3 protein-coding genes are annotated in these 3,571 nt (G+C 38.8%); all 3 read right to left on the reverse strand.

Features of this window, described 5'->3' with window-relative positions; translation table 11 throughout:
• Nucleotides 1–117: 117 nt before the first annotated feature.
• The 3 genes from DCC82_RS15205 to DCC82_RS15215 all read right to left on the reverse strand — a co-directional run bounded on the left by DCC82_RS15205 (nucleotide 118) and on the right by DCC82_RS15215 (nucleotide 2,925).
• Nucleotides 118–1,062 carry an LLM class oxidoreductase gene (locus DCC82_RS15205; protein WP_015374306.1) on the reverse strand — a complete coding sequence of 315 codons (945 nt, stop codon included), beginning with the start codon at nucleotides 1,060–1,062 and terminating at the stop codon, nucleotides 118–120.
• A 224-nt stretch (nucleotides 1,063–1,286) separates the two neighbouring features.
• Nucleotides 1,287–2,399 (reverse strand): tRNA 2-thiouridine(34) synthase MnmA, encoded by a 1,113-nt coding sequence (mnmA, locus tag DCC82_RS15210; RefSeq protein ID WP_089098047.1) that lies wholly within the window; start codon nucleotides 2,397–2,399, stop codon nucleotides 1,287–1,289.
• A gap of 115 nt (nucleotides 2,400–2,514) precedes the next feature.
• Nucleotides 2,515–2,925, reverse strand: coding sequence for an RrF2 family transcriptional regulator (locus DCC82_RS15215; protein WP_015374305.1), 411 nt, complete (start codon nucleotides 2,923–2,925; stop codon nucleotides 2,515–2,517).
• Between the last annotated feature and the right edge of the window lie 646 nt (nucleotides 2,926–3,571).

The raw sequence follows: 3,571 nt of genomic DNA on the forward strand, positions 1-3,571 counted from the left end.
CCCTCCGCATGCCCCACGATGCTCAATGGGATGATCTGTGTGGAGTTTTCATAGAACTTTTGACGCTACCCTTATATTTACGTCTTTAAAGGTTATCAACCAAATGGATTGTCCTCATCATGATAAAGCCGGAAAGTGTGGAAGCACAAATTCACCTAATTCTTCGATCACTTCTTCTACTGGGCGTTGGCCATATTTTAAGTTGATGATGACATGGTTCACACCTGCATCTCGTAAAGCTTCAAGAAATTCGATAAGGAAAACGCGGCCCGTACGGAATCCAAGATGAATCGGTATTGGTACATGATATGGGTCTTCCGCCAAATCAACATAAAGCGATTGGGTAAATGGCTTAAATTCCTCTGTTAACGAACGCCAATTCTCGATTAATGCTCTTTGAAATTTGAGTGCACGTGGATAGTAAATCCAACCATCACTATGTTCAGCAATCCATTCAGGAGACTGTCCACTGTGACCTGTCACCATTACTGGTATGTCTGACAATTTCGGTTTTGGCAAAAGATCTCCATTTGTCATATGCACTCGTAAAGAGTCAATGGCAGGAAAATGCTCTTTCCATGCTTTTTTCATGACACCAATTGCTTCTCGGAATAATTCGCTCCGATCTTCTGGATTCACAGAGAATGCTGGAAACTCGATTGGACGGTCACCTGTTGCGACACCGAGAATAAGTCTTTCACCAGATAATCTGTCTACAGAAGCCGCCGCTTTTGCGACATGAAGAGGATGGCGCAATGTTAAAATAATACTTCCCGTTCCCAAGGCAATCTTTTCTGTGTTGGCAGCAACATACCCTAAATACGTAAACGGGTCATATATTTGCCCGACATCCCCGAAATTAGGATCGCGCAACGGTACATCTCTCACAAATAATGAAGCGAAATTGAGTTCTTCTGCTCGTTTGGCTAACTTCATTTGTTTTTCTATATTCATCTCAGGGACATCGCCCATATACGATTCAATCGGAAAGAACAATCCTAAAGTTAGTTTGTTTTCTTGATACATGCGTGAATACCCTTTGTGATTTTTAAATTTTTCCATTTCACATCTACCTTCCAATTATTTTTTAATTTCGTTGTATCTAGAAAAACGTTCCATCAAAACATAAAATATCTTAAAGATGATTCAGTATGATGTTTTGTAGTTACTCTTTGTATGATAGCCGATAAAATTCCCCGAGATTTATTCCTTATCACAGCACTTATTATTCCTGACAAGATAGCGTGCATACAGGGTGTCATTCTATAGTCAAATAGTGTATTGTTTTAAGATGCCGCAGTGGCAGTTGAAGCATCCATTTTTATCACTTCGTCAATAATCGCACTGCCAAGACAAACATCATTGTCATAAAATACCGCTACTTGTCCTGGAGTAACGGCTTTAACTGGTTTTTCGAATTCCACAAAAGCCGTTCCATTCGGACGAATATGAACGGTTACTTTCTGATCTTCTTGACGGTATCTGAATTTAGCTGTACATGCAAATGTACGTGGACGAACATCCCCGTTAATAAAGCTAATGTTCGATGCAATAAGACCGGTAGAAAACAGAGCAGGATGATTTTTACCTTGAGCGACGAGTAAAACGTTGTTTTCTAAATCTTTATCGACGACATACCAAGGTTCCCCTGTTCCTTTTCCACCGATTCCAAGTCCTTTTCGTTGGCCAATCGTATAGTACATCAACCCATCATGAGTACCTAGCACTTCTCCATCTAGAGAACGAATTTCTCCGGGCTGTGCCGGTAAATAATTCTTTAAAAAGCTTTTGAAATTTCTTTCTCCAATAAAACAGATTCCTGTACTATCTTTTTTATTGGCGTTAACAAGGTTCAATTCTTGAGCGATTTTTCGTACTTCATCTTTCGTTAATTCTCCAATAGGAAACAGGACTTTTGACAAATGCTCTGCTGTTAATTGGCTAAGAAAATACGTTTGATCTTTATTGGGATCTTTTCCACGCAATAAGGCGATTTGGCCATTTTCTCTGCTGATTCTTGCGTAATGGCCTGTCGCGATATAATCAGCATCTAGTGAAAGAGCGTAGTCAACAAACGCTTTAAACTTAATTTCTGTATTGCATAAAACATCTGGATTTGGTGTTCGCCCCCGTTTCAACTCATCTATAAAGTACGTAAATACTCGATCCCAATATTCTTTTTCGAAGTTCACACTGTAATAAGGAATCCCGAGTTGATTGGCAACTCTCTTAACATCTTCGTAATCTTCCGTTGCTGTACATACACCATCATCATTGGTGTCATCCCAATTTTTCATAAATACACCGATTACGTCATACCCCTCTTGTTTTAAAAGGTAGGCTGCCACAGAGGAATCAACCCCACCCGACATTCCAACGACAACCCGTTTTTTCTTCAACCTTATTCACCTTCTTAAACTGAAATATTTTTTGTTACAGTTATGTTTAAAAAAAATTTATGGAGCACAACTAACATAAAAGCATTAGTCGTACTTTTGTTTCAGGCATGAAAACCTAACTACTATTGATTTCATCAATGATATCTTTGATCGTTACACCTTTTAAATAATTTAAAAAGTGTTCTTCCGCATTGTGAAAAACGCGAATGAGTATATTTGATAGGTTTCTGCCTATTGGACAATTCTCATTGGAATCAGGGCATTTCGGTACAAGCGTTTCCTCACTAGTGATTTTAAATATTTTGTCTAACGTAATATGTTCCGGTGAATCGTTTAAAGAGAATCCGCCTTTTGCCCCTTCTTTAGAAGTAATAATATTTTCTTTCCTTAATATGCTCAAAATTTTCCTTAATCTTGCTGGGTGGACAGAAACACTTTGGGCAATGTCTTCACTGGTCACTCGTTGGCTTTGCTTTTGGGCCAGGTAAGCGACGCAGTGAACGGCAATCGAAAAATCGCTATTCATAATGAACCTTCCTCCTAACTGTAATAATAATGATTACAGTTGATATTGTCAATTGCAAATAATTTCTAAAGTCCTTCAGTTTCGAGTGTTGGTAAATCATTATATATATCTTCAATTTTCATCTTCACACTTCCCCCGAAAGCTTTTTACTTGTAATATTCTGTCTCTTTGTACAATTCCCCTTCTTCAACTAAACTGTCCCATTAGCCCATCGCTTCGCGGCACCACAGATTAAAGAAGAATTTCCGTTCTCCCATGGGAGATAGCATATATTTATTGCACCAATTTTGATACTTAATCGTAAATATGAAGACAGGGGCTATAATTCTTGTGTCCTTATTCTTTTTTACAAGTACAATCGGAGAAAGCCCATGCAGGGTGTAGCCCGTCTTTAGACATGGGATGAACCGATTGCTTTGACGTAGTCAAAGATGGTATACTACTCTTATAGAGAAGAAAAATCCAACGTCTTGAATCGGGCGCACAGGGCGATAAGCACCAGTGAGGTGTTTGCCCATGAAAGTCTTGTGGAATTAGAGTCAGTATCCATGCGAAGGTATGGAAGAAGCTCTATAGTGTAAATTAGCACATTATTTCAGAATCCCTTTTTCAAATTATTTCAGGCGGATTCGGAAATAATGTGCAA

The organism is Geobacillus sp. LYN3 (assembly GCF_003064505.1).
Lineage (GTDB): Bacteria > Bacillota > Bacilli > Bacillales > Anoxybacillaceae > Parageobacillus_B > Parageobacillus_B toebii.